29 protein-coding genes are annotated in these 26,602 nt (G+C 38.0%); 17 read left to right on the top strand and 12 right to left on the bottom strand.

Annotated elements, in window-relative coordinates:
- The first annotated feature begins 2 nt into the window (after positions 1-2).
- Together HMPREF1481_RS04440 and HMPREF1481_RS04435 are read left to right on the top strand one after the other, a co-directional pair.
- Positions 3-779 carry a nucleotidyltransferase domain-containing protein gene (locus tag HMPREF1481_RS04440; RefSeq protein WP_016465862.1) on the top strand — a complete coding sequence of 259 codons (777 nt, stop codon included), beginning with the start codon at positions 3-5 and terminating at the stop codon, positions 777-779.
- Positions 780-787: 8 nt separating this feature from the next.
- Entirely contained in the window at positions 788-1,840 is a 1,053-nt protein-coding gene (locus HMPREF1481_RS04435; protein WP_016465861.1) for a hypothetical protein, read from the top strand.
- A 228-nt stretch (positions 1,841-2,068) separates the two neighbouring features.
- On the opposite strand, the gene HMPREF1481_RS04430 is transcribed toward HMPREF1481_RS04435, so the two are convergent.
- From HMPREF1481_RS04430 to HMPREF1481_RS10970, 3 genes are read right to left on the bottom strand one after another with little or no spacing between them, the layout of a single operon-like run.
- The gene (locus HMPREF1481_RS04430) at positions 2,069-2,884 is read right to left on the bottom strand and encodes a TIGR03943 family putative permease subunit (RefSeq protein ID WP_016465860.1); all 816 of its coding nucleotides are present in this window, start codon (positions 2,882-2,884) and stop codon (positions 2,069-2,071) included.
- The gene (locus HMPREF1481_RS04425) at positions 2,881-3,786 is read right to left on the bottom strand and encodes a permease (RefSeq protein WP_016465859.1); all 906 of its coding nucleotides are present in this window, start codon (positions 3,784-3,786) and stop codon (positions 2,881-2,883) included. The genes HMPREF1481_RS04430 and HMPREF1481_RS04425 overlap by 4 nt, the downstream gene beginning before the upstream one ends.
- A complete protein-coding gene (locus HMPREF1481_RS10970) occupies positions 3,787-3,918 on the bottom strand; it encodes an SPJ_0845 family protein (RefSeq protein WP_000268695.1) in 132 nt (43 codons plus the stop codon).
- Between the two features lie 155 nt (positions 3,919-4,073).
- Here HMPREF1481_RS10970 and HMPREF1481_RS04420 point away from each other — a divergent pair, with 155 nt between their 5' ends.
- The 5 genes from HMPREF1481_RS04420 to HMPREF1481_RS04400 all read left to right on the top strand — a co-directional run bounded on the left by HMPREF1481_RS04420 (position 4,074) and on the right by HMPREF1481_RS04400 (position 10,062).
- Positions 4,074-6,203 carry a Tex family protein gene (locus tag HMPREF1481_RS04420; RefSeq protein ID WP_016465858.1) on the top strand — a complete coding sequence of 710 codons (2,130 nt, stop codon included), beginning with the start codon at positions 4,074-4,076 and terminating at the stop codon, positions 6,201-6,203.
- Entirely contained in the window at positions 6,190-6,639 is a 450-nt protein-coding gene (locus HMPREF1481_RS04415) for a SprT family protein (protein WP_016465857.1), read from the top strand. Before HMPREF1481_RS04420 ends, HMPREF1481_RS04415 begins: the two co-directional genes overlap by 14 nt.
- A gap of 59 nt (positions 6,640-6,698) precedes the next feature.
- Entirely contained in the window at positions 6,699-6,971 is a 273-nt protein-coding gene (locus tag HMPREF1481_RS04410; protein ID WP_016465856.1) for a PspC domain-containing protein, read from the top strand.
- A 339-nt stretch (positions 6,972-7,310) separates the two neighbouring features.
- Positions 7,311-8,069, top strand: a complete 759-nt coding sequence (locus tag HMPREF1481_RS04405; RefSeq protein WP_006152604.1) for an ABC transporter ATP-binding protein — start codon at positions 7,311-7,313, stop codon at positions 8,067-8,069.
- A gap of 1 nt (position 8,070) precedes the next feature.
- Positions 8,071-10,062 carry an ABC transporter permease gene (locus tag HMPREF1481_RS04400; protein ID WP_016465854.1) on the top strand — a complete coding sequence of 664 codons (1,992 nt, stop codon included), beginning with the start codon at positions 8,071-8,073 and terminating at the stop codon, positions 10,060-10,062.
- Positions 10,063-10,100: 38 nt separating this feature from the next.
- Here HMPREF1481_RS04400 and HMPREF1481_RS04395 read toward each other — a convergent pair whose 3' ends face one another.
- Positions 10,101-10,796, bottom strand: a complete 696-nt coding sequence (locus HMPREF1481_RS04395; RefSeq protein WP_016465853.1) for a VIT1/CCC1 transporter family protein — start codon at positions 10,794-10,796, stop codon at positions 10,101-10,103.
- 191 nt (positions 10,797-10,987) lie between these two features.
- Between HMPREF1481_RS04395 and HMPREF1481_RS04390 the strand changes: the two genes are divergently transcribed.
- Positions 10,988-12,268: an O-acetylhomoserine aminocarboxypropyltransferase/cysteine synthase family protein gene (locus tag HMPREF1481_RS04390; protein ID WP_016465852.1), complete on the top strand. Its 1,281-nt coding sequence runs from the start codon at positions 10,988-10,990 to the stop codon at positions 12,266-12,268.
- A 63-nt stretch (positions 12,269-12,331) separates the two neighbouring features.
- Positions 12,332-13,012: a RadC family protein gene (radC, locus tag HMPREF1481_RS04385; RefSeq protein ID WP_016465851.1), complete on the top strand. Its 681-nt coding sequence runs from the start codon at positions 12,332-12,334 to the stop codon at positions 13,010-13,012.
- Between the two features lie 2 nt (positions 13,013-13,014).
- On the opposite strand, the gene HMPREF1481_RS04380 is transcribed toward radC, so the two are convergent.
- The 8 genes from HMPREF1481_RS04380 to HMPREF1481_RS04345 all read right to left on the bottom strand — a co-directional run bounded on the left by HMPREF1481_RS04380 (position 13,015) and on the right by HMPREF1481_RS04345 (position 18,330).
- Positions 13,015-13,527: a hypothetical protein gene (locus HMPREF1481_RS04380; RefSeq protein ID WP_016465850.1), complete on the bottom strand. Its 513-nt coding sequence runs from the start codon at positions 13,525-13,527 to the stop codon at positions 13,015-13,017.
- A 24-nt stretch (positions 13,528-13,551) separates the two neighbouring features.
- A complete protein-coding gene (locus tag HMPREF1481_RS04375) occupies positions 13,552-14,241 on the bottom strand; it encodes a gamma-glutamyl-gamma-aminobutyrate hydrolase family protein (RefSeq protein ID WP_016465849.1) in 690 nt (229 codons plus the stop codon).
- Between the two features lie 15 nt (positions 14,242-14,256).
- The gene (locus HMPREF1481_RS04370; RefSeq protein ID WP_016465848.1) at positions 14,257-14,898 is read right to left on the bottom strand and encodes a redox-sensing transcriptional repressor Rex; all 642 of its coding nucleotides are present in this window, start codon (positions 14,896-14,898) and stop codon (positions 14,257-14,259) included.
- An 86-nt stretch (positions 14,899-14,984) separates the two neighbouring features.
- Positions 14,985-15,194, bottom strand: a complete 210-nt coding sequence (locus tag HMPREF1481_RS04365) for a DUF4649 family protein (RefSeq protein WP_016465847.1) — start codon at positions 15,192-15,194, stop codon at positions 14,985-14,987.
- Between the two features lie 9 nt (positions 15,195-15,203).
- Positions 15,204-15,551: a DUF1831 domain-containing protein gene (locus tag HMPREF1481_RS04360; RefSeq protein ID WP_016465846.1), complete on the bottom strand. Its 348-nt coding sequence runs from the start codon at positions 15,549-15,551 to the stop codon at positions 15,204-15,206.
- Between the two features lie 4 nt (positions 15,552-15,555).
- Positions 15,556-16,671, bottom strand: coding sequence for a cysteine desulfurase family protein (locus HMPREF1481_RS04355; RefSeq protein WP_016465845.1), 1,116 nt, complete (start codon positions 16,669-16,671; stop codon positions 15,556-15,558).
- A 15-nt stretch (positions 16,672-16,686) separates the two neighbouring features.
- Positions 16,687-17,637 carry a ribose-phosphate diphosphokinase gene (locus tag HMPREF1481_RS04350; protein WP_016465844.1) on the bottom strand — a complete coding sequence of 317 codons (951 nt, stop codon included), beginning with the start codon at positions 17,635-17,637 and terminating at the stop codon, positions 16,687-16,689.
- Positions 17,638-17,760: 123 nt separating this feature from the next.
- Positions 17,761-18,330, bottom strand: coding sequence for a CYTH domain-containing protein (locus HMPREF1481_RS04345; RefSeq protein ID WP_016465843.1), 570 nt, complete (start codon positions 18,328-18,330; stop codon positions 17,761-17,763).
- Positions 18,331-18,463: 133 nt separating this feature from the next.
- Here HMPREF1481_RS04345 and HMPREF1481_RS04340 point away from each other — a divergent pair, with 133 nt between their 5' ends.
- The 8 genes from HMPREF1481_RS04340 to xerS all read left to right on the top strand — a co-directional run bounded on the left by HMPREF1481_RS04340 (position 18,464) and on the right by xerS (position 26,567).
- Entirely contained in the window at positions 18,464-19,135 is a 672-nt protein-coding gene (locus HMPREF1481_RS04340; RefSeq protein ID WP_016465842.1) for a GTP pyrophosphokinase, read from the top strand.
- On the top strand, positions 19,119-19,937 hold the full coding sequence (locus HMPREF1481_RS04335) for an NAD kinase (RefSeq protein ID WP_016465841.1): 819 nt from the start codon (positions 19,119-19,121) through the stop codon (positions 19,935-19,937). Before HMPREF1481_RS04340 ends, HMPREF1481_RS04335 begins: the two co-directional genes overlap by 17 nt.
- Entirely contained in the window at positions 19,934-20,833 is a 900-nt protein-coding gene (locus tag HMPREF1481_RS04330; RefSeq protein ID WP_016465840.1) for an RluA family pseudouridine synthase, read from the top strand. Before HMPREF1481_RS04335 ends, HMPREF1481_RS04330 begins: the two co-directional genes overlap by 4 nt.
- Positions 20,834-20,848: 15 nt before the next feature.
- Entirely contained in the window at positions 20,849-21,823 is a 975-nt protein-coding gene (pta, locus tag HMPREF1481_RS04325; protein WP_016465839.1) for a phosphate acetyltransferase, read from the top strand.
- Between the two features lie 148 nt (positions 21,824-21,971).
- The gene (gene ylqF / locus HMPREF1481_RS04320; protein WP_016465838.1) at positions 21,972-22,823 is read left to right on the top strand and encodes a ribosome biogenesis GTPase YlqF; all 852 of its coding nucleotides are present in this window, start codon (positions 21,972-21,974) and stop codon (positions 22,821-22,823) included.
- Positions 22,810-23,592 (top strand): ribonuclease HII, encoded by a 783-nt coding sequence (locus HMPREF1481_RS04315; protein ID WP_016465837.1) that lies wholly within the window; start codon positions 22,810-22,812, stop codon positions 23,590-23,592. The genes ylqF and HMPREF1481_RS04315 overlap by 14 nt, the downstream gene beginning before the upstream one ends.
- 11 nt (positions 23,593-23,603) lie before the next feature.
- Positions 23,604-25,154: a ClC family H(+)/Cl(-) exchange transporter gene (locus HMPREF1481_RS04310; RefSeq protein ID WP_016465836.1), complete on the top strand. Its 1,551-nt coding sequence runs from the start codon at positions 23,604-23,606 to the stop codon at positions 25,152-25,154.
- A 342-nt stretch (positions 25,155-25,496) separates the two neighbouring features.
- Positions 25,497-26,567 carry a tyrosine recombinase XerS gene (gene xerS, locus HMPREF1481_RS04305; RefSeq protein ID WP_016465835.1) on the top strand — a complete coding sequence of 357 codons (1,071 nt, stop codon included), beginning with the start codon at positions 25,497-25,499 and terminating at the stop codon, positions 26,565-26,567.
- Positions 26,568-26,602 lie beyond the last annotated feature (35 nt).

The following is a 26,602-nucleotide window of genomic DNA, read 5'->3' as shown; positions in this document are numbered from 1 at the left end:
CCATGCAAACACAAGAAGAAATGAATATTCTGGTACCTGAAAAACTAGCGGAAATTGAACGTACTTATGATGTTACCGTATTGTGGGCAATTGAGTCTGGCAGTCGCGCTTGGGGCTTTGAATCTCCGGATAGTGACTTTGATGTGCGTTTTATTTACAAGCATAAGCAAGATTTTTATCTTAGCTTGAACGATCATCGCGATGTCATCGAACTACCAATTGACGATACATGGGATGTGAGTGGCTGGGATTTGGACAAGGCTTTAAAGTTGCTTTATAAGTCAAATCCAACCCTCTTTGAGTGGTTACAGTCGCCAATCGTTTACCAGCAAGACGAAGGCTTTATTGACCGTATTCGTCCGCTTGTTAGTCAGTATTTTTCCGAGAAAAAGATGCTCCACCATTACTTGAATACTGCTAGAACTCAAATGAATAAGTATCTTTCAGGAGACAAGGTCAAACCTAAAAAGTACTTCTATGCTCTGCGTCCCATTTTAGCCTGTCGTTGGATAGAAAAATATCATTCTGTTCCACCAATTTTGTTTGATGATTTAGTGAAAGAATTGCTTCCTGATGAAATGAAAGAGCATGTGTCTAGATTGCTTGATATCAAGATAAATGGACCTGAAGGTATGGAAATTGAGCCGATTAAGCCCATCCAGGACTACATCACCAATAATATACAAGAACTAGATGATTACATCCAAAGTGTTACCGAGGAGAGGAAAGACTGGGAAGCTCTCAATAAATTTTTCCTTGAAGAATTAAGTAGTTACTGAGGTTAGATATGGGTAAATGGACATGTAAATGTGGGCAAGCTATGAATGACCACCGAGCGCCCGATCCAAATGCCTATTCGGTTTATTCGGATGAGTTATTAGTAGAAATCATGAATAAAAAAGATGGTAATGATACAATTTCCTATGAAGACATTTCAGAGGCTTCTTTCTATATGTGGAAATGTCCAAATTGTGGTAGTTTTATGGTCTTTGGTGAAGATGATGATTCGGATTGTTACACCTTTTATGAGCGCCAGACCAGTGAAAAAGTTGAACCACTTTTCGATCCTGATCAGGAATTAAATATTGTAGTTGTTGAGTTTCAAGAAGGTGGAAATGGTTATACTTATATCTGTGACGACCCAACTATTCATGTTGGACATGCTGTGATTGTTCCAACCGGGAAGGAAAATACTGAAAAAACTGCTCTAGTTGTCCAGAAGTATCATGCCCTACCAAAGGATATCACTTTTCCCGTTGAAAAGTTAAAACATGTCATTCGTAGGTATACAGATTTTGATCCACTGACTTCTACAATAGTTTGTGTAAATATAGTTAAACATGGGAGGATTTTAGATACTTGCTTGAAAAAAATAAATGTAAATTCTAAACAAATCTATAATGTAATTAAAACTCCCTTGGGACACTTTTGGTTAGAGTTAAATGGAGTTCCTATTCCAATGAAAATCACACAAATCCAAGCCAGAGATAAAAAGTATCAGGTGGATGGTGCCTTTTATATTAAGCCCGCCAAAGTAAACTATAGAAAATTCTTTACACTAGAGTTATGTGCAGATTTTGATATTGACGCCTCTCGTTGGATTGATGTTCTATCAGACGAAAATGTTTGGGGAAATACTTGGGAATTGAATGGTCTTCAATTTGGAATTACTGCAGGAGAGTCTCCAGAATTTGAAGACGAAGTTGTTGCAAGAAAGTATAGTCGTATCCCACTTTATTATGACTGGCATACTGAATTTGAAGATTATTATGGCTTCAGTTTAGCTTGGAAAAAATATGAGTCTGATAGTGATTTGTCGATTTATTTCTATACAACATAAGCTAGAGGAGAATAAGCATGAATCAAGCCTAGGAATTATTGTTTGAGGGGGAGATTGAAGAGGTCAAGAAATAAGTCTCAGAAACATTCTCGTTAAAAACTTGCAAGGATTACAACCTTCTCAATTTATGGGGCATATCAAGCTCTTTAAAAAGCAGGCGATCAGGTCGGAGTCCGAAAAGTTAAAACCTGACTAAACAAGAAAAAGTAGCCCCCTCAGGCTACTTTTTTAGAATTCTTTGTAAACATATGGATTCTCTGGTTTGTCCACTTTGATGAAAGACTGGACTTCAAGGGTTGGGAGAACCTGGTTGAGTTCCTTGTGATAGTGATTGCTAATCTTACCTTTGACTCTCACCCAGGTGTTATTCTCATAATGATTGGTATTTCCTGTGGTTAAGAGGCCAAAAACTCCTGAATCAGCGATACAGTGCATGATGCCAAAGCGAAAGACAAATTGACTATTGGTATGATTTGGATCGTTGTAGACAAAGCCAATAAACTCGATTTCCTTGCCTTCAAATTCATTTGGATAATCATAGATAGCTTCCATGACCTCCAGGTAGTTTTCATCATTGATAACTATACTAGATTGAGCTATGTACTTATCAGCACTCTTCCGAATAATATTTTCATGAGCTGTTTGTGAATAAAAGCGACTGGTATCCGGCTTAAGATACTGACTGTTCGTTCCTTCACTTGCTTGGATTGCCTTGTCAGTTCCTTCCGACAAAGGGAAATAATATCCTTTTGCCGATACTGTTTGTGAATCCAGAGTAACTGTTGGAAAAGTGAAACCAACTAACAAAGGCAAACCTAAGAGGATAAAACTAGCAATTTTGGCTGAAAAACTCTGTAAGTGGCTATGTGCTTTCAAACGTTTGAAGCAAATATAGGCTTGAACGATGGCTAGTATCAAAGATAGAACCATTGTCATATAGGCTAGATAAGAATAGTGGAGGTTTAAATACTGATTGAGCTTACCTGAAATATGTAGATAAAGAGTCAAAGAGAAATAACCAAATAAAATAAGAAATCGTATCATAGCATCACCCCGACTATATAAGAATAGACAATAACAACAAAAGTCACAATTGTCATAAATTGCCAAATAAATCGCGTTTTGAGATAATTCTTCATCATGAGTAGATTTTTGACATCAAGCATAGGACCTATAACCAGAAAAGCTAAAACAGGAGCTAGACCAAAACTTGATAGAAGAGAAGAGCCGATAAAAGCATCCGCTTCACTACAAAGTGATAGTAGGAAGGATAAGACCATCAATAGAACAATAGCAAGTAGTGGTGTTGCGCTGATAGATGTCAGGATACGAGTTGGAACATAGACCTGAACTATGCTGGCAAAAAGACAGCCAAAGACTAAGTAACGCCCCATATCAAAGAATTCATCAATAGCTTGAATGAATACCTGAAGAAGTTTCTGACCTTTCGTTAAATGAGAAAAATCATGTTCATGACAAGCTAGTCTATTTTCTTTGTGAATAGGTTCCTCACAGAAAAATCCAAGGAAAATACCCAATATCGTAGCAATGAGTATTGCCCCTAAAGCTCTTAGAAGAACCATTTGAATGGAATTACCAAAAGCTGAATAGGTCGTAAAGAGTACGATGGGATTAATGATAGGAGCTGTTACTAGAAAGGGAACAGCTGTATAGCTTGGAACCTTCTTCTCCAAGAAACGATTAATGATAGGAACAATTCCACATTCACAAGAGGGAAAGAGAAAACCAATGAAGGTACCAAAAAAGATTCTCCCCAAACGATTTTTAGGGAGAAATGTATAAACCTTCTCAGGAGTGACGTAGACTTCAATAGCACCAGAGATGATGCTACCAATTAAGACAAAGGGTAAAGCTTCAATGATAATTGATAGAAAAATGGCACCAGCTTGTAAAACACTTGAAGGCAGGTTTTGAAAGAGATCCATCTATTTTTTCTTTTCTGCCTTATCTTTCTTTTCTTTGTCATCTGGAAATGTTACTTGCTTTAAGTCAGGTAGTTTAGCGAATTCTTCGAACATCTTATCTAAGTCATCAGTTTTTGTAAATTTAACAGCCATAAGGCATACCTCGATTCTTTTAGTTATCACTATTATACTATTATTTCTAAGAAATAGTTGGATTTTAAAATAAACATGGCTTTTATCTTTATAAAGTTGTAATAAAGCAACAAATTAATGAAAACAAGCTTTCCTGCTTATGGTATAATAGTTTCATGGATAAAAAATATGAAAAAATTTCCCAAGATTTGGGTGTAACCTTAAAACAAATTGATACAGTCTTATCTTTGACAGCTGAAGGTGCTACGATTCCCTTTATCGCTCGTTACCGCAAGGATATGACTGGTAGCTTGGATGAAGTGGCTATTAAGGCAATTATCGACCTTGATAAAAGCCTAACTGCTCTCAATGATCGAAAAGAAGCCGTTTTAGCAAAAATCAAAGAGCAAGGCAAGTTAACCAAGGAATTAGAAGAAGCAATTCTTTCTGCCGAAAAATTAGCTGATGTAGAAGAACTCTATCTTCCTTATAAAGAGAAACGTAGGACCAAGGCAACGATTGCGCGTGAAGCTGGTCTCTTTCCACTTGCTCGCTTAATCTTACAGAATGTTTCTGATCTAGAAAAGAGAGCAGAATCATTTGTATGTGAAGGTTTCGAGACTCCACAAGATGCTTTAGCAGGTGCAGTTGATATCTTGGTTGAAGCTCTATCTGAAGATGTCAACTTGCGTTCAATGACTTATCAAGAGGTCCTTAGACATTCTAAGATTACTTCACAAGTCAAGGACGAAAGTTTGGATGAGAAGCAAGTCTTTCAGATTTATTACGATTTCTCAGAAACAGTTGCCAATATGCAGGGTTACCGTACGCTTGCCCTTAATCGTGGTGAGAAGCTAGGTGTTTTGAAGATTGGATTTGAGCATGCAGTTGATCGTATTCAAGCCTTCTTTGCTGCTCGTTTCAAGGTTAAGAATGCTTATATAGACGAAGTGATTCAACAATCTGTTAAGAAAAAAGTATTGCCAGCTATCGAGCGCCGTATTCGTACTGAATTGACAGAAAAGGCAGAAGAAGGAGCTATCCAACTCTTCTCAGAAAACCTTCGGAATCTCCTTCTGGTTGCACCTCTAAAAGGGCGCGTGGTTCTAGGTTTTGACCCAGCCTTTCGTACAGGGGCAAAGCTTGCAGTAGTTGATGCGACTGGTAAGATGTTGACAACACAAGTTATTTACCCAGTCAAACCAGCTTCAGCTCGTCAGATTGAAGAGGCTAAGCGTGATTTAGCAGATTTGATTGGTCAATACGGTGTTGAAATCATTGCAATCGGAAATGGAACTGCCAGCCGTGAGAGTGAAGCCTTTGTTGCTGAAGTTCTCAAAGATTTTCCAGAAGTCAGCTATGTCATTGTGAGCGAAAGCGGTGCTTCTGTCTACTCAGCTAGCGAACTTGCCCGTCAGGAATTTCCTGAGTTATCCGTTGAAAAACGCTCTGCTATCTCCATTGCCCGTCGCCTGCAAGATCCCCTGGCTGAATTGGTTAAAATTGACCCCAAATCCATCGGTGTCGGCCAGTACCAACATGATGTAAGTCAGAAAAAACTATCTGAAAGTTTGGACTTCGTCGTGGATACAGTCGTTAACCAAGTCGGTGTCAATGTCAACACAGCTAGTCCAGCGCTACTTTCCCATGTTGCAGGGCTTAACAAAACGATTTCAGAAAACATCTTTAAGTATCGTGAAGAAGAAGGCAAAATCACTTCTCGTGCTCAAATCAAGAAAGTACCTCGACTGGGAGCAAAAGCTTTTGAACAGGCAGCAGGTTTCCTTCGCATTCCTGAAAGCAGCAATATCCTTGATAATACAGGTGTTCACCCAGAAAACTATGCAGCGGTTAAAGAACTTTTCAAACGTTTGGACATTAAAGACCTAAATGAAGAAGCACAAGCTAAGCTCAAATCGGTTTCAGTTATTGACATGGCTCAAGAGCTAGAACTTGGCCAGGAAACTCTTAAAGATATTATTGCTGATCTTCTCAAACCAGGTCGTGATTTCCGTGATTCTTTTGATGCTCCAGTCCTACGCCAAGATGTTTTGGATATCAAGGATTTAAAAGTTGGGCAAAAACTAGAGGGAGTGGTTCGGAACGTCGTTGACTTCGGCGCCTTTGTTGATATCGGTATTCACGAGGATGGCCTGATTCATATCTCTCACATGAGCAAGAAATTTATCAAACATCCTAGTCAAGTCGTATCGGTCGGTGATTTGGTAACTGTTTGGGTGAAGAAAATCGATGTCCAACGCGAAAAAGTAAATCTGTCGCTCCTTGCACCAGATGAATCTAACTGATTACGTTAGGCAAGTTTCTTTAGAAGACTTCGGAAAACCTTTCAAACACCAGGCTCAATGGAATACTCGTCTGCGGTCGACAGGTGGACGATTTTTCCCTAAGGATGGGCATTTGGATTTTAATCCTAAAGTCTATCAAGAGCTAGGGTTAGAAGTTTTTCGGAAGATTGTCCGTCACGAACTCTGTCATTATCATCTTTACTACGAAGATAAAGGGTATAAACATAAAGATATAGATTTTAAGGAACTGTTAAAAGAAGTAGATGGACTACGCTTTGTTCCCCCTTTATCAAGTGTCAGTCAAAAACCTGCTTTGGTTTATAAGTGTCACTCTTGTGGCCAAACCTATCAAAGAAAACGTCGAATTGATACCAAACGTTATCGTTGTGGCCTTTGTCATGGTAAACTTATCCTACAAAATCAGCCCAAGGACTGATGCAGGGTGTTTTAGTGCATGTTATACTTATTTCAAGAATACCGAAAGAGGTACAAATCATGAATAAAAATTTTTATAAAATTAGACGAAATCGTATGATATCAGGAGTTCTTGCTGGACTATCTGATAGATGGGATCTTGATGTGACATTGGTACGCTTCATTTTTGCTATCTTTACAATCGCAAACTTTGGACTCGGAATCATCATCTACATCATCCTAGCCTATATCCTACCAACTAAGGAAGATATCGAAGCGGAGATGTACGGAACAGGCCCACGCAAGATGAAAGAAGCGGAACCTATCGATGATGATAAAGGTTGGTTTTGGTAAATCGCTTTTCCATTCTTAAAAAAATAAACCCTTGTAGTATCAAGGGTTTTTCTTTTGCTTGAAAATTTGTGGTAAACTAATAGTAGTTGATTTCAAAAAAATATCTCTATCTTACAAAAATGTAAGATTAAAGCTCCAAATGTAAGGTTATGTTATGGAACTAACTCTTTTTTTAGAGTACACTTATATCATAAAGATAAAGGAGCAAAACTATGAAAAATATTATACAAAAGAAACAAACAAGTAAACCGAGTCCTAAGGATATCGAGCGAGTTGGGCTCGGCATTCAAATGATGCTGGCTCAGTTTCAATTAATTGGATATTAAAAAGGAGATTATCATGACACTATTAGATGTAAAACACGTTCAAAAGATTTATAAAACTCGTTTCCAAGGCAACCAAGTAGAAGCCCTGAAAGATATTCACTTTACCGTTGAAAAAGGCGACTACGTTGCTATCATGGGTGAATCTGGTTCAGGTAAATCAACCTTACTTAATATTCTCGCTATGCTTGACAAGCCAACGCGTGGGCAGGTCTTCCTAAATGGAACTGACACAGCGACCATTAAAAATTCAGAAGCCTCAAGCTTCCGTCGTGAAAAGTTAGGCTTTGTCTTCCAAGACTTCAATTTGTTAGATACGCTTTCTGTTAAAGACAATATCTTACTCCCTTTGGTATTGTCTAGAAAGCCTATTACAGAAATGATGAAAAAATTAGTCGTGACGGCTGAAAATCTTGGCATCAATCAATTGCAGGAGAAGTACCCTTATGAAATCTCTGGTGGACAAAAACAACGTGTAGCAGTTGCACGCGCCATCATCACAGAACCAGAAATTCTTCTTGCTGACGAGCCGACAGGAGCTCTAGACTCCAAATCATCTGCTGCACTGCTTGATATTTTTGATCAGATCAACGAGCAAGGACAAACCATTCTCATGGTAACTCACTCAACTGCAGCTGCTAGCCGTGCAAAACGTGTCCTTTTCATCAAGGACGGCATTCTCTATAATCAAATCTATCGTGGTGAAAAGACTGATCGTCAGATGTTCCAAGAAATCTCTGACACCTTGACTGTTATGGCAAGTGAGGTGAACTAGCATGTTTCGATTAACCAATAAGTTGGCCATATCCAACTTAATCAAAAACCGCAAACTCTATTATCCTTTTGCTCTGTCTGTCATTTTGGCAGTCACTATTAGCTATCTCTTTTATTCCCTAGCCTTTAATCCTAAAATTGTGGATTTGCGTGGTGCATCCGCTATACAATTTACCCTACAACTAGGACTTATTGTAGTGACATTTGCATCTGCCATTATTGTGCTTTATGCCAACAGTTTTGTCATGAAAAATCGCTCCAAAGAACTGGGTGTATATGGCATGTTGGGCTTAGAAAAGCGTCATCTGATTGGTATGACCTTCAAGGAACTCCTGATTTTTGGTCTGGTAACAGTGACTGCTGGTATTGGGATAGGCGCCCTCTTTGATAATCTGATCTTCGCATTATTGCTTAAACTTGCAAAGATGAAGGTAGAGTTAGTTGCAACCTTCCAATGGTCCGTAGTGCTTTCAATTCTTCTAGTATTCGGTTTTATCTTTTTAGTCATTGTCTTCCTAAATGCTATCCGCATTATCCGTATGGATGCTCTCCAACTCTCTCGTGAGAAATCAAAAGGTGAGAAGAAAGGGCGTTTCCTAGTTCTTCAAACTTTAGTAGGACTCATTGCACTAGGTGGTGGCTACTACTTAGCACTAAGCGTAACAGATGCTTTCAAAGCTGTCGCTACTTTCTTTATTGCGGTTATGTTAGTTATTGTAGGGACCTATCTCTTATTCAATGCGGGTATTACAGTTTTCTTGCAGTTGCTCAAGAAAAACAAGAGATATTACTACCAACCAAATAACCTCATCTCTGTTTCTAACCTCATCTTCCGTATGAAGAAAAATGCGGTCGGATTAGCAACCATTGCCATCCTTTCAACCATGGTTTTAATCACCATGTCGGCAGCAACCAGTATCTACAACGGTTCTGAAAACATGAAAAGACTCCTATATCCTCACGATTTTACTGTTAATGGACAAAATGTAGAAGTTGAGGATCTAGACAAACTTTTGACTCAGTATGCAAGTGAGAAGAATCTAACGATTAGCAATAAAGATGTACTCAGCTATGCAAGTTTCGGCCTTTCGAGTCAAGATGGGACCAAATTAACCATCTTTGAAAAAGGGCAAAATAATGTTATGCCCAAGACGGTCTTCTTAGTTTTCGACCAAAAGGATTACGAAAAGATGACTGGTCAGAAATTAAATCTCACTGGAAATGAAGTAGGGCTTTGGGCTCGAAATGACCAACTTAAAGGACAGAAAGCATTTAGTCTAAACAATCAGAACTATACGATCAAGGAAGCAATCCAGCAGGATTTTATTGCTAATCATGTTTCAAATCCTTATGTACTATTGGTATCGGATTATAACTATCTTGTAGTAGCTGATCTTCAAAGCTTTTTGGAACAGTACCAGGATTCAGCTATATACACACAGCTCTACGGTGGTATGGATGTAACAGCTAGTCTAGAGGAACAGTTAAAGCTATCTGATGATTTTGAGGAGTTTGCAAATAATTTTAGTCATAATCTCAAAAATGAAAAGGGTATGGTTTATGGTGGAGGCACTGCGAGTGACGCAATTGCCCAAATGAATGCTCTCTTTGGTGGAGTTCTCTTTATTGGTATTTTCCTCTCTATCATCTTTATGATTGGAACAGTACTCGTTATCTACTATAAACAAATCTCAGAAGGTTATGAGGATCGTGAACGCTTTGTAATCCTGCAAAAGGTTGGCTTGGACCAAAAACAAATCAAACAAACTATTAACAAGCAAGTCTTGACTGTTTTCTTCCTTCCTGTAATCTTTGCTTTCCTACATTTGGCATTTGCCTATCATATGTTAAGCTTGATTCTTAAGGTCATTGGGGTAGTAGATACAGCTATGATGTTAAGTGTAACACTTTCTATCTGTGGTATCTTTGCCCTCATCTACGTACTTATCTTTATGATTACTTCAAGAAGTTATCGCAAAATTATCCAGCTATAATATAAAATACCTCGATTTTTTCGAGGTATTTTTATGTTTTAAATACTAAACAACTGACCCAATAGATAGGTCACTCCCATGGTCAAAAGACCGATACAAAGGTTACGAATCATAGCTGTTTTGGTTGGGGCTTTTCCGAGTTTGGCACTGGTGTAACCTGTAATCAATAGAGAAATCGCAACGATAAAAACAGTAGCAGGGATGCGATAGTCACTTGGAAAGATAGTAATGGAAAGCATTGGTGGTAAACTACCTAGAACAAAAGCGATAAAGCTAGATGCTGCAGCATGCCAAGGATTGGTAAACTCTTCATACTCGATTCCGTATTTTTCCTCAACCAAGGCTTTCAGTGGATTTTTAAGAAAAGCTTTATTGACTAAAAGTTGAGCTGAAGTTTCACACTCACCATTTTGAAGATAAGCAGCATAGAGAGATTTCTTTGCAGCCTCGATATCCTTATCCAAAAGTAATTGTTCACGAGCCACAGCGGCTTCCTCAGTGTCTTTTTGAGTGGATACTGAAACATATTCACCTCCAGCCATAGAGAAGGCACCCGCTAAGATGGCGGCCAAACCTGAAAGAAAGATTATCCAGATATTACTGGTTGCACTGGCAACTCCGATAACAACTCCAGCTATGGAAATAATCCCGTCATTGGCTCCGAGCACACCAGCACGTAAAATGTTTAAACGACCAGCGAAGTTTGAATCAATTTCATGTGTAATTTCTGACATAGTTTTCTCCTTTCTAAACATTATAAAGTATAGGAGCAGTGAAGACAAACTTTTTAAACTATCTGAAAAAAGTTTTTCAATTCTAATATATGCCATAGCTGTTGCTTATGCCAATATATAACAAAGTTGTATTTGTAACTGACTGTCATAGATGATACAATTAATGTAATGAAATCTTTGGAGGTCTGATGATGACTCGTGAATTTAAATTTGAAACCCTACAATTGCATGCAGGACAAGTGGTAGATGCTACTACCAAGTCTCGTGCTGTCCCTATTTATCAAACAACATCTTTTGTATTTGAAGATACACAGGAGGGTGCAGACCTTTTTGCCCTTCAAAAAGCTGGAAATATCTATACTCGTATTACCAATCCAACAACTTCGGCCTTTGAAGAGCGTATTGCAGCACTAGAAGGCGGAGTAGGTGCACTTGCCACAGCTTCTGGGATGGCAGCTCTTACTTATACTATCCTTGGACTTGCTCATGCAGGAGACCACGTGGTTGCAGCTTCAACTATCTACGGTGGTACCTTTAACCTTTTGAAAGAAACCCTTCCTCGTTACGGAATCACCACAACTTTTGTTGATATTGATAATCTAGAAGAAGTAGAGGCAGCGATTAAAGATAATACAAAACTTGTTTTGATTGAAACTTTGGGTAATCCAGTTATCAACATTCCTGATATTGAAAAAATAGCTGAAATTGCTCACAAACACCAAATTCCTTTAGTTTCTGACAATACATTTGCAACACCATATCTCATTAATGTCTTTTCACACGGTGTAGATATCTCAGTTCACTCGGCAACTAAATTTATCGGTGGACACGGTACAACTATTGGCGGTGTCATTGTTGATAGCGGTAAATTTGACTGGGCAGCTTCAGGGAAATTCCCTCAATTCGTCAATGAAGATCCAAGCTACCATAATTTGAGCTATACTCGAGATGTAGGTGCTGCAGCCTTTATCGTTGCTACTCGTGTTCAATTGCTTCGCGATATGGGAGCTGCCCTTTCACCATTTAACTCATTCTTGCTCCTACAAGGTCTTGAAACACTATCTCTCCGTGTTGAACGTCATGTTCAAAACTCTGAAAAAATTGTTGATTTCCTTGTGAACCATCCAAAAGTTGAAAAAGTTAATTATCCAAAATTAGCTGATAGCCCTTACCATGCCTTGGCTGAAAAATATTTACCAAAAGGTGTTGGTTCAATCTTTACCTTCCACGTTAAGGGTGGAGAAGCAGAAGCACGTAAAGTGATTGATAGCTTAGAAATCTTTTCAAACCTTGCAAACGTAGCAGATGCCAAATCATTGGTCGTTCATCCAGCAACTACAACTCATTCTCAATTGTCTGACTCTGATCTAGAAGCAGCAGGAGTAACTAAAAATCAAATCCGTCTATCAATTGGACTAGAAAATGTCGATGATTTGATTGAAGATTTACGACTAGCTCTTGAAAAAATCTAAAAATAACTTATATTTATCAAATTAAGCTTCCTTCTCACGAATAATAAAGTGAGGAGGATTTTTATGTATAGTATTTCATTTCAAGAAGATTCGCTATTACCAAGAGAGAGACTAGTAAAAGAAGGAGTAGAGGCTCTCAGTAATCAAGAATTACTAGCTATTTTACTAAGGACAGGTACAAAACAGGCCAATGTTTTTGAAATAGCACAGAAGGTCTTAAATCAGATGACATGTTTAACTGACCTCAAAAGAATGAGTCTACAGGAATTGCAGACTCTATCGGGTATTGGACGTGTTAAGGCTATCGAATTACAAGCAGTTATTGAATTAGGCTACCGTATCCATAAAAGGGAAACAGTGGAAATGGAGAGTATTCTTAGCAGTCGTAAATTAGCTAAAAAGATGCAGTCTGAGCTTGGAGATAAAAAACAAGAGCACCTAGTGGCGCTCTATCTGAATACTCAAAATCAAATCATTCACCAACAGACTATTTTTATCGGGTCTGCCACGAGAAGCATTGCTGAACCCAGAGAAATTCTCCACTACGCTTTGAAGCATATGGCAACATCTGTGATTCTGGTTCATAATCATCCATCAGGAGCAGTAGTTCCTAGCCCCAATGATGACCATGTTACGAAGCTTGTTAAAGAAGCCTGCGAATTAATGGGATTGGTCTTATTGGACCATTTAATTGTCTCTCATTCTGATTATTTTAGTTACCGCGAGAAGACGGACCTGATATAGGATTATTTTTTGAAGTTTAGGGGACCCTGCTCAATCGCTGGTAAAGCATAGGACTCAACTTCGTTCATATCAATTTTAGGAAGAGGATCAATTGTAGGGATTAGCAACTTTTCTTGCACGATAAAGTCAATAATAGCATTGAAGTCTTCAATTTTATAATACTTTTTTGAGTGGATCAAGATATCTCTGTAAAAGACAAGCGAAGAACGAAATCTGCCTTTAAATTTAGCATCTGCCTTTTTACAAAATGGTTTTGCCTTTTTAGACATTTCTTTCAGTTCTTTTTGTTTGTCTTTTAGTGAGAGTTTGTCTAGATACTCTTTATTCTTAGAAAATGATTGGTAACTTTCTGCTGTTAAAAGACTATATAGATTAGAAAGTTGAAAATAAACTTCTATTTTCTTTTCCTTATAGGATAAGAAATGGTCAATATTCTTGCTCTTAACAGATGAGAAAACATTAACATCTAAATCTCTCAAAAGGTCATGCGTAGAAGGTGGGGTAAGTTCATTCATAATTAATTAACTAATTTATCGAATTTATAATTCATTGACGACATAGTCGAACAATGTTTTATCTTTGGGGCGATTTTCAAAGAGAAATTCAGGATGCCATTGAACACCAAGATAAGGGAAGCCGTCCGTAGTTGTAACAGCTTCGATAATACCATCTTTAGGATCATGTGCTACAACCTTAATATTAGGGGCTAAATCTTTGATGCTCTGATGGTGGAAAGAATTGATATGAGAGATTTCTCCATAGATTTCTCTTAGAATAGTATCTGGTTCGGTGACAAGTCGCTGAGTGGTGTATTCAGCGGAAGTATCCTGCCAATGATCCTCGATATCTTGATACAGAGACCCACCCATGGCAACATTAAAGAGCTGAGTACCACGACAGACAGAAAAAATTGGTTTCTTTTGCTTGATAGCCTCTTTAATGAGGGCTAACTCAAAAATATCACGTTGAAGGAGGTAATCATCGCTATCGATGACCTTGGGTTCACCGTAGTATTTTGGATCAACATTTTGACCACCTGTTAGGATTAATTTATCAATCAGGCTAATGTAGTAGCTAGCCATTTCTTCATCACCAATTGGTAGGATAATGGGGATACCTCCAGCTTCCTTAACTCCTTCAACAAAGCCTTTGGCAGCATAACTCATCATAAGCTCATCGTCTGGATGGGCTTTTTCGTTTCCTGTAATCCCAATAACTGGTTTATTCATAAATATTTACACTTTCTAATCCTCTTTACGCATGAAATAGAGGAGGGTTTGAAGTTCACTTGTAAGATCGACATACTGAACAACTACGTCTTTAGGAAGATGTAGGTGAACAGGAGAAAAACTGAGAATACCTTTGATGCCAGCATCAACCAACAATTCAGCAACTTCCTGGGATTTAACACTAGGAACAGTAAGAATTGCTGTTTTGATATTGGCGTTTTTTAATTTTTCCTTAATTTGAGAGATTCCATAGATTGGAACACCGTCAGGAGTCTGGGTACCAACCTCAGGATGATCATCTAGGTCAAAAGCCATAACGATTTTCATCTTATTACGCTCGTGAAAGCGGTAGTGGAGGAGGGCATGTCCCATATTTCCAATACCAACCAGCATAACGTTGGTAATAGAGTTATCATTTAAAAGATCGGCAAAAAAATTCATGAGCTTCTTGACATCATAGCCAAAGCCACGTCTTCCAAGTTCGCCAAAGTAAGAGAAGTCACGACGAACCGTCGCAGAATCAATTCCAATTGCCTCTGCAATTTGTTTGGAATTAGCTCTTTCAATTTTCTCAGCATTAAATCTTTTAAAAATACGATAGTAGAGAGAAAGTCTCTTTGCTGTTGCTTTAGGAATAGCAGACTGTTTTTCTTTCACAAAATCACAACCTTTCTATCTACTATTTTATAGAAAGCTTGTGAAAAAAGCAACAATAACGAAAAAAAACTAAGAAAAATCTTAGTTTAGCTATTTTCGTGGTAAGATTTCAAAAAACGGTAGAGATCACCAAGAAGCCCTTGATAGATCTCAACTCCATTATGTGTTAATGATGTGATAATAGTCGTATCAGGAAGGGTTACACAACCTGATAGAGATAGCATAAGTGCTTCATAATCTTCATATTCTTGCACACGTTCAACTTTATAAGGATCCTTGTAAGTTAATCGAAACATAACGACCTTTTATCTTTCACTTTTTGTAAATACACCACGTTCAACAAGACTATCCATCAAGAAGTAGAATTTCTCTTGGTGAATATGTGTTTCTTCAGACTTAAAAATATCAACTAAACGAAGGCCAAATTTATCTGTGATATTAATTTTTGCACCTGTCAGATCTTTGTTGATGATAATCTTAAGCTGGAAACCTTCTCCACTATTTGGAACTTTTTCAAGTAGACGTGTCAGTTCATAGTTACCAACTTTAGTTTCAAAGAAAGTATTATCTTTAAGAGTAAATTTCTTTACAGTTGGGCTAAGTGTGTAATCGTAACGACAATTTTTTAGTTTAATTGTTTGTTCGAATGCCATTGAGTTATCCTCCGATGATATTTTTAAGAGTTTTAGCAAGAGTTATCATTTCTTGTTCTGTATTTTGAGGTGAAATGCTGACGCGAACAGACTCGTGTAAGCGAGGCGAGTCTTCTCCATAAAAAGCCTGAAGAACATGACTGACTTGAACAACACCAGCAGTACAAGCAGAACCAGTCGAGATAGAAATCCCTTCAAGGTCTAGACGAAGTAGCAGTAGGTCGTTGCGTTGTCCCGGGAATCCAATATTGAGGACATAGGGAAGTTGCTCTTTACCTTGGTTTAGATAGTAGTTTGATCCATCCATTTCAGCTAGAAATGTTTCTTGTAGTTTTTGAACTTTTTCAAAGTTAGGCTCTATATGTTCAAGATCATCCTTTAGAGCTGCGACCATACCAATTATTGCAGGAAGGTTTTCTGTCCCTGCTCTTTTTTTCTGTTCTTGATCGCCACCGTGTAGGTAAGAATCAAAATCAGTGGTCGCAGCATAAAGGAAACCAACGCCTTTGGGACCATAAAATTTGTGAGCAGAAGCACTGAGAAAGTCAATTCCCAATTCTTCAGGTAGGATTTCAATTTTACCAACTGCCTGAACCGCATCTACATGATATACAGCCTGATGGTCATTTAAAACTTTCCCGATTTCTGCAATAGGTAATAAAGTTCCTGTTTCATTATTGGCATACATTGTAGAAACTAAAATAGTATCTTCGCGAAGAGCATTTTTGACTTGGTCTGCTGTGATTTCTTGATTTTCAGGTTCTAGAATTGTCACTTCAAACCCAAATTTTTCAACTAGATATTCAATAGGTTCAAGAACTGCATGATGTTCAATAGCAGTGGTAATGATATGTTTGCCACGATCTTGATGGCGGAGGCAATAACCGATAATAGCAGTATTATTACTTTCAGTACCACCAGAAGTAAAGAAAATGTGTTGGGGCTTTGTTCCTAATAAACGAGCTAACTCTTGACGTACTTCACGTAACAATTTACCCGCCTGACGCCCGTGACCATGAATACTAGAAGGGTTCCCATATGTTTCTTGCATGACTTGAGTCATTGCTGAGATAGCTGCAGGTGACATCGGTGTCGTAGCAGCATTATCCAAATAAATCAAAAACTCACCTAATTTCTATTTAAATTTAAATAGTGGACTAACTGGTTTTCTTTCATGAATACGAACCATGGCATCACCAATTAATTCACTTGCAGTAATGTATTGTACATTTTTTGGTTTTTTACTTTCTGTTACCACAGAATCTGTAACCAAAATTTCCTTGATATTAGCTGCATCAAGCAATTCTGCAGCGCCGTCAACGAAAAGTCCATGACTTGAAACTGCATAGATTTCAGTCGCACCATCGCGTTCTAGGATTTTAGCAGCTTCAGAGAAAGTACGACCTGTATTTAGAATATCATCAATCAAGATTGCTTTCTTGCCTTCAACTTCACCGATAATATATCCTTGGCTACGTTCAGAATCATCTTGAGCATAGTCGATGATAGCAATCGGTGCATCAAGGTACTCAGCAAGGCTACGAGCACGTTTTACACCTGAATTTTTAGGGCTAACAACAACCACATCTGAACCTGTCAAACCTTTATCACAATAATGTTTTGCAAAAAGAGGAATTGTATAGAGGTTGTCAACCGGAATATCAAAGAAACCTTGAACCTGAACAGCGTGAAGATCAAGTGTCAATACACGACTAACTCCAGCTTTAACCAACATATTTGCAACAAGTTTAGCTGTAAGAGGTTCGCGAGAAGAAGCGATACGGTCTTGACGAGCATAACCAAAATAAGGCATGACAACATTGATTGTATTTGCACTAGCACGAACACAGGCATCAACAGTGATTAAAAGTTCCATCAAATGATTGCTAACAGGATAAGAAGTAGATTGGATGATATAAACATCATAGCCACGAACACTTTCTTCGATGTTAACTTGGATTTCACCATCTGAGAATTGACGTGATGATAATTTTCCAAGTGGCACACCTGCAGCATCTGCGATTTTTTGAGCAATTTCATGGTTTGATGAAAGCGAAAAAAGCTTCATATTCTTTGTATCTGACATTGATAAACCGTCCTCTATAAACTAAGTGAATCAGCAAAAGGAAACAATTTTAAAATAAGTGTTTTCTGTTACAGATTCTAATATTTTTTATCTCTTTTATTTTATCAAAAAAAGTTGATTATTTCAGGAATTTTTCATATTTTCTATAAATCTCACTAATTTTGAAGGAGCTTTCTTATATTGGATTTCATTCGCACATAAAAACTCTTGAAAATCAAGGTTACCTTGGTCGCTGTTTTCTACTTCCAGTTCAAGTTCATAATCAACAATATCGAAGTAATGGTTTTGATCAAGGGCCATGAGTCCAATAGCTGTTTCTTTTTCGTAGCGAACAGTCGTTAAACAACCCAAAACAGCCCAACCATTTGGTGAGAGTCCTCGACTTTTTAGTTCTTCCATAATCATCCCCTGAGGGAGTTTACATTCTTCAAGGCAATATTTAGCTTCCTCAAGAGTAAGCGCTTGGTTGTATTCCATATTTCCAACTGCTTGAGGAATTTTTATGGTCAACTCAGCGCTTGTATCAAAAGTACGAATGCGCATAGCAATTTTGTGTTGACGAAGGTGAAAATCAGGCGTGTCTAGGTAGTAATTTTTTTGTGTAACTGGTGTGACTTCTAAAAATTGAGTTTGCAATCGGTCATATTCTTCTTTGCTAAGAAGTGTCTTCATTTCAATTTCTAAATGTTTCATTTTAACAACCTTTTCTTTATATTTGAAAGCGATTTATGGTATAATAAGCATTGTATTTATTGTATATGATTTTCATAAGAAAATCAAAAACTAGATAAATTATAGTGTAGAGAGAATTGGACGTAAGAGTTATATGATTACAGAATGGGAAGAATTTTTAGATCCTTACATTCAGGCTGTCGGAGAGCTAAAAATAAAACTCCGAGGAATCCGAAAACAATATAGAAAACAAAACCGACATTCTCCGATTGAGTTTGTAACAGGTCGCGTAAAGCCGATTGAAAGCATCAAAGAAAAAATGGCACGTCGTGGAATAACCTATGACACGCTTGAACAAGATTTGCAAGATATTGCAGGATTGCGTGTGATGGTTCAATTTGTAGACGACGTGAATGAGGTTGTATCTATCCTTCGTAAAAGACAGGATATGAGAGTTGTTCAAGAACGAGATTATATCACTCATCGTAAGGCGTCAGGTTATCGTTCTTACCATGTAGTTATTGAATATACAGTCGATACTATAAATGGTGCAAAAACCATCTTAGTTGAGATTCAAATTCGTACGTTGGCAATGAACTTTTGGGCGACGATTGAACATTCACTCAACTATAAATACCAAGGAGATTTCCCGGAAGAAATCAAGGAAAGGCTTGAGATCACTGCCAGAATTTCTCATCAGCTAGACGAAGAAATGAGTAAAATACGTGCTGATATCCAGGAAGCGCAAGCACTCTTTGATCCTTTGCACAGAAAATTAAATGACGGGGTAGGAAACAGTGACGATACCGATGAAGAATACAGGTAAACGAATTGACCTAATTGCCAACCGTAAACCTCAGAGTCAAAAGGTTCTTTTTGAATTAAAAGATCGCTTAAAAAAGAATAATTTTATCCTGAATGATAAGAATCCAGACATCGTTATCTCTATTGGTGGAGATGGCATGTTACTGTCTGCATTTCATAAATATGAAAACCAACTCGATAAGGTGCGTTTCATTGGAGTGCATACTGGGCACTTAGGTTTTTATACGGATTATCGTGATTTTGAGTTGGATCAATTAGTCACAAATTTACAGTTGGATAATGGAGCTCGAGTTTCTTATCCGCTCTTAAGTGTTAAAATCTTTCTTGAAAATGGTGAAGTCAAGTCTTTCCGAGCACTAAATGAAGCTAGTATTCGTCGAGCGGATCGCACTATGGTTGCTGATGTTATCATTAATCATGTTCCTTTTGAACGTTTCCGTGGTGACGGCTTGACGGTTTCAACTCCAACAGGTAGCACAGCCTACAATAAATCGCTTGGTGGAGCAGTTCTACATCCAACGATAGAAGCATTACAATTGGCGGAAATTGCTAGTCTGAATAATCGAATTTATCGAACACTTGGTTCTTCAATCATTGTTCCTAAGAAAGATAAAATCGAACTGATACCAACTCGAAATGATTATCATACTATCTCTATCGATAATAGTATCTATTCTTTCCGAAATATTGAAAAAATAGAGTACCAAATCGACCACCACAAGATTCATTTCGTAGCCACTCCAAGCCACACCAGTTTTTGGAATCGTGTTAAAGATGCCTTTATTGGTGAGGTGGACGAATGAGGTTTCAGTTTATTGCTGACGAACATATCAAGGTCAAAACCTTTCTGAAAAAACATGAAGTTTCTAAAGGGTTACTTGCCAAGATTAAGTTTCGAGGTGGTGATATTCGAGTCAACGGGCATCCACAGAACGCTACCTATCTCTTAGATATTGGGGATGAGGTTGTCATTGATATTCCTCCAGAAGAAGGTTTCGAGACACTGGAAGCAATTGATTATCCGCTAGATATTCTATTTGAAGATGATCATTTCTTGATTATTAATAAACCCTTTGGTGTTGCATCTATTCCTAGTGTCAATCATTCCAATACCATTGCCAACTTTATCAAGGGTTACTATGTCAAACAGAACTATGAAAACCAACAAGTTCACATCGTTACAAGACTTGATAGAGATACCTCTGGCTTGATGCTTTTTGCAAAACATGGCTACGCGCATGCTAGATTAGACAAGCAATTGCAAAGAAAGGCTATTGAAAAGCGTTATTACGCCTTGGTTAAAGGAGAGGGGCATCTGGATCCTCAGGGAGAAATCATCGCTCCAATAGCTCGAGATGAAGATTCCATCATCACTAGACGGGTCGCAAAAGGTGGGAAGTATGCCCATACTTCCTATCGGATAGTAGCATCTTATGGAAATATTCACTTAGTTGATATTCGTCTCCGTACTGGGAGAACCCACCAGATTCGGGTTCATTTCTCGCATATTGGATTTCCATTACTTGGAGATGATCTTTATGGTGGAAGCTTAGACCATGGTATAGAACGCCAAGCGCTTCATTGCCATTACTTATCGTTCTATCATCCTTTCTTAAAAGAACAGTTGGAGCTAGAATGCCCACTACCGGATGATTTTAACGCACTTATTACACAGTTATCAAATAATAATTTATCTTAAAAGGAGTCAAAACTCATGGAAGTTTTTGAAAGTTTGAAAGCCAACCTAGTTGGTAAAAATGCACGCATCGTTCTACCTGAAGGTGAAGAACCACGTATCCTTCAAGCAACGAAGCGTTTGGTAAAAGAAACAGAAGTTATCCCTGTCCTATTAGGAAACCCTGAAAAAATTAAAATCTATCTTGAAATCGAAGGAATTACAGAAGGTTACGAAATCATTGATCCAGAACACTACCCACAATTTGAAGAAATGGTAGCTGCACTTGTTGAACGTCGTAAAGGAAAAATGACAGAAGAAGAAGCGAGAGAAGTGCTTGTCAATGATGTTAACTACTTTGGTGTAATGTTAGTCTATATGGGCTTAGTAGATGGTATGGTTTCAGGAGCTATTCACTCAACAGCTTCAACAGTTCGTCCAGCTCTTCAAATTATCAAGACTCGTCCAAATGTTAGCCGTACATCAGGTGCCTTCCTCATGGTCCGTGGTAGTGAACGTTACATATTTGGTGACTGTGCTATCAACATCAATCCTGATGCTGATGCTCTAGCTGAAATTGCTATTAACTCAGCTATCACAGCTAAGATGTTTGGTATTGAACCTAAGATTGCTATGCTTAGCTATTCAACTAAAGGCTCAGGTTTTGGCGAAAGTGTTGATAAGGTTGTTGAAGCAACTAAAATCGCACACGACTTGCGTCCTGACCTTGAAATCGATGGTGAATTACAATTCGATGCTGCTTTTGTTCCTGAAACTGCAGCTCTTAAAGCACCTGGAAGCAATGTAGCCGGACAAGCAAATGTCTTCATCTTCCCTGGTATTGAAGCAGGTAACATTGGTTACAAGATGGCAGAACGTCTTGGTGGATTTGCTGCTGTTGGACCTGTTTTGCAAGGCCTTAACAAACCAGTAAATGATCTTTCGCGTGGATGTAACTCTGACGATGTTTACAAACTAACTCTGATTACTGCATCGCAAGCTATCCATCAATAATCATTTTATCCCTCTTTTCCTCTTGGTAAAGGGGGATTTCCCTTTTTAAAAGGCACAATTCACCTGCAAAAATAGCCAAAATATGGTAAAATAGTCAGTAATCATCTATGTTTTTTAGAATAAGTTTGTATGAAGAAAAGGAAATAAAATGGCAACTATTCAATGGTTTCCTGGACATATGTCCAAAGCACGACGTCAGGTTCAGGAAAATTTAAAATTTGTTGATTTTGTGACAGTTTTAGTAGATGCACGTTTGCCCTTGTCTAGCCAAAATCCAATGCTGACTAAAATCATCGGGGACAAACCAAGACTATTGATTCTAAACAAGGCAGATCTTGCAGACCCTGCATTGACAAAAGAGTGGCGTCAGCATTTTGAATCACAGGGGGTTCAAACACTCGCTATTAATTCTAAAGAGCAAATTACGGTAAAAGTCGTGACAGATGCTGCTAAGAAACTCATGGCGGATAAGATTGCTCGTCAGAAAGAACGTGGTATTCAAATTGAAACCTTGCGTACCATGATTATTGGAATTCCAAACGCAGGAAAATCAACTCTGATGAACCGTTTAGCTGGTAAGAAAATTGCTGTAGTTGGTAATAAACCGGGTGTCACAAAAGGCCAACAATGGCTTAAAACCAATAAGGATTTAGAAATTTTGGATACTCCTGGTATTCTCTGGCCAAAATTCGAAGATGACACTGTCGCACTTAAACTCGCATTGACTGGAGCCATCAAAGATCAGCTGCTCCCGATGGATGAAGTGACGATTTTCGGTCTTAATTACTTTAAAACTCATTACCCTGAAAAGCTACAAGAACGTTTTAAACAAATGAATTTGAACGACGAAGCTCCAGAAATTATCATGGATATGACTCGTATTCTTGGTTTCCGTGATGATTACGATCGTTTTTACAACCTTTTTGTAAAAGAAGTTCGTGATGGAAAACTAGGCAACTATACATTAGATACATTGGAAGACCTCAATGGCAACGATTAAAGAAATAAAAGAAGAATTAGGGAAGATAACTGAACTTGATAGTCCTTTATTTAAGGAGTTTGAAAAAGATTCTCGTTCAGGTGTTCAAAAAGAAATTGAAAAGCGCAAGAAAGCTATTCAATCTGAAATTGATGAAAATTTGCGCCTAGAAGGCATGTTAGCTTACGAAAAAAAGCTTTATGCACAAGGTATTAGCTTAATTGCAGGTGTAGATGAGGTCGGACGCGGTCCTTTAGCTGGTCCTGTTGTTGCTGCAGCAGTCATTCTTCCGAAAAATTGTAAGATTAAAGGCTTAAATGACAGTAAAAAAATCCCTAAGAAAAAACATGAGGAGATTTTTCAAGCTGTTAAAGATAAGGCTCTTGCAATCGGTATTGGCATTATGGACAATCATGTCATTGATCAAGTCAATATTTATGAAGCGACTAAACTAGCTATGAAAGAAGCTATTTCACAGCTTCAGCCTCAACCAGAACATCTTTTGATTGATGCAATGAAGTTGGATTTGCCGATTTCTCAGACTTCCATCATTAAAGGTGATGCTAATTCTCTATCCATCGCAGCAGCATCCATCATTGCTAAGGTTACCAGAGATAAGATCATGTCTAACTATGACCAGGTATTTCCAGGTTATGATTTTTCTCAAAATGCCGGCTATGGAACGGCTAGACATTTAGAAGGGTTAGAAAAGCACGGTGTTTCACCGATTCATCGCACAAGCTTTGAACCAATTAAAACGATCGTTTCAGAAGCTGAAAAAGATAATTAAAGGAGAAAATTATGGAGGAACAGTCGGAAACACTTAGTTCCAAGAAAGAATTTGCCTTTGCATCTAGTACAATTCTATCTCAAGTAGGGCGAGGAATTATCGTTGGATTAGTAGTAGGCCTTATTGTAGGATCTTTTCGGTTTTCTATTGAAAAAGGTTTTCATGTCATCCAAGGGCTTTATCGTGATCAAGATAATCTTGTACGTAACCTGTTGATGATTTCCGTGCTTTATCTTGTTATTTGTTGGCTTAGTGCTAAATTAACACACTCAGAAAAGGATATCAAAGGTTCTGGTATTCCTCAAGTTGAGGCGGAGTTAAAAGGTCTCATGTCACTCAACTGGTGGAGTGTGCTTTGGAAGAAATACATCCTTGGTATTTTAGCGATTGCTAGTGGACTCATGCTCGGTCGTGAAGGTCCAAGTATTCAACTAGGTGCTGTTGGAGGCAAAGGAATTGCTAAATGGCTGAAATCTAGCCCAGTAGAAGAGCGCTCTTTAATAGCTAGTGGAGCTGCTGCTGGACTTGCTGCAGCCTTTAATGCACCGATTGCAGGGTTATTATTTGTAGTAGAAGAAGTTTATCATCACTTTTCAAGATTTTTCTGGGTTTCAACTCTGGCTGCCAGTCTGGTAGCAAACTTTGTCTCCCTTCTCATCTTCGGCTTAACACCTGTTTTGGATATGCCAGATGATATCCCTCTCATGAGTTTGAGCCAATATTGGATTTATCTTGTTATGGGGATTTTTCTTGGACTCTCAGGTTTTCTTTATGAGAAAGCGGTTCTAAATGTTGGAAAAATTTATGACTGGGTTGGCCAAAAGCTTAACATTGATAAAGCTTATCATCCAATTCTTGCTTTTATCCTGATCATTCCAGTTGGAATATTTCTTCCTCAAATACTTGGTGGCGGAAATCAAGTTGTATTATCCTTAACAGAACAAAATTTTAGTTTCCAAATTCTCTTACTTTACTTTATCATTCGCTTTATCTGGAGTATGATCAGTTACGGAAGTGGACTGCCAGGAGGTATTTTCTTACCGATTTTAGCATTAGGTTCTTTACTTGGGGCTCTAGTAGGCGTTATTTGTGTCAATCTTGGACTTGTTAGCCAGCAGCAATTTCCTATCTTTGTAATTCTTGGAATGAGCGGTTATTTTGGGGCTATCTCAAAAGCACCTTTGACAGCTATGATTCTTGTAACTGAAATGGTTGGTGACATCCGAAACCTTATGCCTTTAGGTATGGTGACCCTAGTAGCTTACATCGTCATGGATTTGCTCAAAGGAGCACCTGTCTATGAAGCCATGCTTGAAAAAATGCTACCTGAATCAGCAACTGATGATGGAGAAGTTACCCTAATTGAAATCCCAGTTTCTGATAAGATAGCTGGTAAGCAAGTACATGAACTCAATTTACCACACAATGTGCTTATCACAACCCAAGTACATAACGGTAAAAGTAAGACAGTAAATGGATCTACAAGGATGTATCTAGGAGATATGATTCATCTCGTGATTCCAAAAAGTGAAATTGGGAAAGTAAAAGATTTGTTGTTGTAGGAAGTGTTTTACATAATTTATGTTATGTGTTAAAGATTTCAAAATAAATTAAAATAACTTTGAAGCGTATTGGCAAATTGTTACTTATTAAAAAAACTCGATTCTAAATGAAGGTGTCGAGTTTTTTTGTATGTGATTAAACTGAAGAGAATCAAAAGTATTCTGTAGAGAAATTTGATTGAGCATTGATTTAATAACGATTCTGATATGATTTTTTTATTTGACAGTTAATTTAGCCATTCCTATATATCTCCTATATCATCTTTCCGAAAAACTATAATTTTCTTGAAAAATATACATGGGTATGCTATACTACTAGTATAGAAAGATTTGGAGAAAAACATGAAACGCGAGATCTTATTAGAACGGATTGATAAACTCAAACAAGTCATGCCCTGGTATGTATTAGAATATTACCAATCAAAACTGGCCGTTCCATATAGTTTTACGACCTTATACGAATACTTAAAGGAATACGATCGATTTTTCACCTGGGTTTTGGAATCTGGTATATCGGATGCTGACACCATGGCCAATATACCTTTAGATGTACTTGAGCACATGACCAAGAAAGACATGGAATCTTTTATTCTTTACTTACGTGAACGTCCTTTGCTCAATGCCAATACGACTAAGCAAGGTGTCTCCCAAACAACCATCAACCGTACTTTATCAGCGCTTTCTAGTCTTTATAAGTACTTGACTGAGGAAGTTGAAAACGAGCAAGGTGAACCTTATTTCTATCGCAATGTTATGAAGAAAGTTGCAACTAAGAAAAAGAAAGAAACCTTGGCTGCTCGAGCCGAAAATATCAAGCAAAAGCTCTTTTTAGGTGATGAAACAGAGGGATTTTTAAATTATATTGATGAGGAATATCCCAAAACTCTCTCAAATCGTGCCCTATCTTCCTTTAATAAGAATAAAGAGCGAGATTTAGCTATTATAGCACTGCTTCTTGCCTCTGGTGTCCGTCTCTCTGAAGCGGTTAACCTGGACCTTCGAGATCTCAACCTCAAGATGATGGTAATTGATGTCACTCGAAAAGGTGGAAAACGAGACTCAGTTAATGTTGCTGCCTTTGCTAAGCCTTATTTGGAGCAATATCTTGCTATAAGAGACAAACGTTACAAGACAGAAAAGACTGATACAGCCCTCTTTCTAACCTTGTATCGAGGTGTTCCAAACCGTATTGACGCTTCTAGTGTCGAAAAGATGGTAGCCAAGTATTCAGAAGACTTTAAAGTCCGCGTGACACCCCATAAACTTCGCCACACTCTTGCGACTCGTCTCTATGATGCAACCAAATCACAGGTTCTGGTCAGTCACCAGCTAGGACATGCAAGCACACAAGTTACCGACTTGTATACCCATATCGTTAATGATGAGCAAAAGAATGCGCTGGATAGTTTATAATCTCACATAATATAATTTATGTAATATTTGTAAAA

The organism is Streptococcus sp. HPH0090 (assembly GCF_000411475.1).
In the GTDB taxonomy this organism is placed as follows: Bacteria; Bacillota; Bacilli; order Lactobacillales; family Streptococcaceae; genus Streptococcus.
This window is presented reverse-complemented; position numbering and strand designations above follow the sequence as displayed.

Bases quoted from the DNA above. Each gene is read 5' to 3' on its own strand.
- HMPREF1481_RS04400 (WP_016465854.1), top strand. From the start codon at position 8,071: ATGTTTCGATTAACCAATAAGTTGGCCATATCCAACTTAATCAAAAAC.
- HMPREF1481_RS04415 (WP_016465857.1), top strand. From the start codon at position 6,190: ATGAATCTAACTGATTACGTTAGGCAAGTTTCTTTAGAAGACTTCGGA.
- HMPREF1481_RS04425 (WP_016465859.1), bottom strand. From the start codon at position 3,786: ATGGATCTCTTTCAAAACCTGCCTTCAAGTGTTTTACAAGCTGGTGCC.
- HMPREF1481_RS04410 (WP_016465856.1), top strand. From the start codon at position 6,699: ATGAATAAAAATTTTTATAAAATTAGACGAAATCGTATGATATCAGGA.
- HMPREF1481_RS04315 (WP_016465837.1), top strand. From the start codon at position 22,810: ATGGCAACGATTAAAGAAATAAAAGAAGAATTAGGGAAGATAACTGAA.
- pta (WP_016465839.1), top strand. From the start codon at position 20,849: ATGGAAGTTTTTGAAAGTTTGAAAGCCAACCTAGTTGGTAAAAATGCA.
- xerS (WP_016465835.1), top strand. From the start codon at position 25,497: ATGAAACGCGAGATCTTATTAGAACGGATTGATAAACTCAAACAAGTC.
- HMPREF1481_RS04360 (WP_016465846.1), bottom strand. From the start codon at position 15,551: ATGGCATTCGAACAAACAATTAAACTAAAAAATTGTCGTTACGATTAC.
- ylqF (WP_016465838.1), top strand. From the start codon at position 21,972: ATGGCAACTATTCAATGGTTTCCTGGACATATGTCCAAAGCACGACGT.
- HMPREF1481_RS04430 (WP_016465860.1), bottom strand. From the start codon at position 2,884: ATGATACGATTTCTTATTTTATTTGGTTATTTCTCTTTGACTCTTTAT.
- HMPREF1481_RS04350 (WP_016465844.1), bottom strand. From the start codon at position 17,637: ATGTCAGATACAAAGAATATGAAGCTTTTTTCGCTTTCATCAAACCAT.
- HMPREF1481_RS04420 (WP_016465858.1), top strand. From the start codon at position 4,074: ATGGATAAAAAATATGAAAAAATTTCCCAAGATTTGGGTGTAACCTTA.
- HMPREF1481_RS04330 (WP_016465840.1), top strand. From the start codon at position 19,934: ATGAGGTTTCAGTTTATTGCTGACGAACATATCAAGGTCAAAACCTTT.
- HMPREF1481_RS04335 (WP_016465841.1), top strand. From the start codon at position 19,119: ATGAAGAATACAGGTAAACGAATTGACCTAATTGCCAACCGTAAACCT.
- HMPREF1481_RS04405 (WP_006152604.1), top strand. From the start codon at position 7,311: ATGACACTATTAGATGTAAAACACGTTCAAAAGATTTATAAAACTCGT.
- HMPREF1481_RS04390 (WP_016465852.1), top strand. From the start codon at position 10,988: ATGACTCGTGAATTTAAATTTGAAACCCTACAATTGCATGCAGGACAA.
- HMPREF1481_RS04380 (WP_016465850.1), bottom strand. From the start codon at position 13,527: ATGAATGAACTTACCCCACCTTCTACGCATGACCTTTTGAGAGATTTA.
- radC (WP_016465851.1), top strand. From the start codon at position 12,332: ATGTATAGTATTTCATTTCAAGAAGATTCGCTATTACCAAGAGAGAGA.
- HMPREF1481_RS04440 (WP_016465862.1), top strand. From the start codon at position 3: ATGCAAACACAAGAAGAAATGAATATTCTGGTACCTGAAAAACTAGCG.
- HMPREF1481_RS04365 (WP_016465847.1), bottom strand. From the start codon at position 15,194: ATGTTTCGATTAACTTACAAGGATCCTTATAAAGTTGAACGTGTGCAA.
- HMPREF1481_RS04435 (WP_016465861.1), top strand. From the start codon at position 788: ATGGGTAAATGGACATGTAAATGTGGGCAAGCTATGAATGACCACCGA.
- HMPREF1481_RS10970 (WP_000268695.1), bottom strand. From the start codon at position 3,918: ATGGCTGTTAAATTTACAAAAACTGATGACTTAGATAAGATGTTCGAA.
- HMPREF1481_RS04375 (WP_016465849.1), bottom strand. From the start codon at position 14,241: ATGAATAAACCAGTTATTGGGATTACAGGAAACGAAAAAGCCCATCCA.
- HMPREF1481_RS04340 (WP_016465842.1), top strand. From the start codon at position 18,464: ATGATTACAGAATGGGAAGAATTTTTAGATCCTTACATTCAGGCTGTC.
- HMPREF1481_RS04345 (WP_016465843.1), bottom strand. From the start codon at position 18,330: ATGAAACATTTAGAAATTGAAATGAAGACACTTCTTAGCAAAGAAGAA.
- HMPREF1481_RS04310 (WP_016465836.1), top strand. From the start codon at position 23,604: ATGGAGGAACAGTCGGAAACACTTAGTTCCAAGAAAGAATTTGCCTTT.
- HMPREF1481_RS04395 (WP_016465853.1), bottom strand. From the start codon at position 10,796: ATGTCAGAAATTACACATGAAATTGATTCAAACTTCGCTGGTCGTTTA.